Raw genomic sequence first — 1,777 nt, 5'->3', positions numbered from 1 at the left:
CCCCCACCCAACACACCCGGCAAATCCACCAAACCACCCCACCGCAACGGCACCTCCAAACCCACCACCCGACCCAAACCCCACACCGCAGAACCCGCGACATCCGCCAGCTCGTCCGAGTCGCCGACCGACACCGCCCCGCGCGTCAGCCACCACAACCGGCCCGACCCACCGACGTCGGTCAGCGCCTGCACCACAGCCAGCGCCGTCGACACCTCGGCGGCGGCCGGAACCGGGGACGCCTCCCGCGGCTCGGCCAGCGACAGCAGGGACACCACGTGGGCGTCCCGGGCGTCGGAGCTCATCGCCTCCAGCAGCAGCCGCGCCACCCGGTCGCGGTCGGCGCCGGCCGGGATCAGCACCGGGACCGCCCGGTCGGCCCGGGCAGCCAGCGCCGCGGCCACCGGGTGGTCCTCCTGCCCGGGCGCCATCAGCAGCAGCCAGGTTCCCGCCAACGTCGCGGAGTCCGGCACGGCGGCCGTACGCCACGTCGCCCGGTACCGCCAGGAGTCGACGACCGCCCGCTGCTGCGTCGCCCGCCGCCACCGGGCGAGCTTGGGCAGCAGCGCCGTGGACGGCTCGTCCGCGCCCACGGCGAGATCCTCGCCCAGCACGCCGAGGTCCCCGGACTCGACCGCCGCCCAGAACTGCTCGTCGGACGGGGCGTCGGCCCGCTCCGGAGCCGAGCCGGGCTGGGGGTCCTCCAGCCAGTAGCGCTGCCTGTCGAAGGCGTAGGTGGGCAGTTCCACCGCGCGCGGCCGGGTTCCGGTCTGGCCGAGGTACGCCGCCCAGTCGACGGCCACGCCGGCGGCCCAGAGCTGCCCGGCTGCAGTGGTGAGGGTGGTGACGTCGGGCTGGCTGCGGCGCAGCGTGGCGACGTACCGCACGTCGTCGGCGGTGTCCGCCTCGGCGGCCATGGCGGTGAGGACCGCGTCCGGGCCGATCTCCAGGAAGGTGTCCACCCCCTGTGCCCGCAACGTCGCCACCCCGTCGGCGAAGCGCACCGGCTGCCGCACGTGCCGCACCCAGTAGCCCGGGTCGGTCAGCTCCGCCGCGTCCGCGACCGCGCCGGTCACGTTCGACACCACCGGCACCCGCGGCGGCTGCCAGTCCAGCCCCGCCACCACCGACGCGAACTCGTCCAGCATCGGATCCATCAACCGCGAATGGAACGCGTGACTGACCGCCAGTTCCTTGACCCGCCAACCCCGCTCACGGCAGGCCGCCACCACCGAAGCCACCTCGCCGACGGCACCCGACACCACCACCGACGCCGGACCGTTCACCGCCGCCACGTCCACCGCCACGCCGGTCACACCGATCAACTCGGCGACAGCCTCCTCCGACGCACCGACCGCCGCCATCACGCCACCGGCCGGCAACGCCTGCATCAACCGACCCCGCGCCGCCACCAGGGAACAGGCGTCCGACAGCGACAACATCCCCGACACGTACGCGGCCGTCACCTCACCGATCGAATGACCCGCCAGGAAATCCGCCCGCACACCCCACGACGCGAGCAACTCCCACAACGCCACCTCCACCGCGAACAACCCCGCCTGCGCGAACACCGTCTGATCCACCAGAGCCGCAGTCTCCGAACCCGGCTCCGCGAACACCACCTCGCGCAACGCACGCGGCAGACGCGGATCAATCTCCGCGCACACTTCGTCGAACGACGCCGCGAACACCGGGAACGCCTCGTACAACTCCCGGCCCATACCCACACGCTGCGAACCCTGACCCGTGAACAACACCGCCCGACGACCCGCCGACA

At 73.2% G+C, this 1,777-nt stretch carries 1 protein-coding gene; it reads right to left on the bottom strand.

Translation table 11 applies throughout. The annotated features are described in order from the left end of the window. Positions 1 to 1,777: acyltransferase domain-containing protein (locus A8711_RS32565; RefSeq protein WP_176722917.1), on the bottom strand; the 1,777-nt coding region annotated here is incomplete at both ends.

The organism is Micromonospora sp. II, assembly GCF_001709195.1.
Classification (GTDB): Bacteria; Actinomycetota; Actinomycetes; order Mycobacteriales; family Micromonosporaceae; genus Micromonospora; species Micromonospora chalcea.
This window is presented reverse-complemented; position numbering and strand designations above follow the sequence as displayed.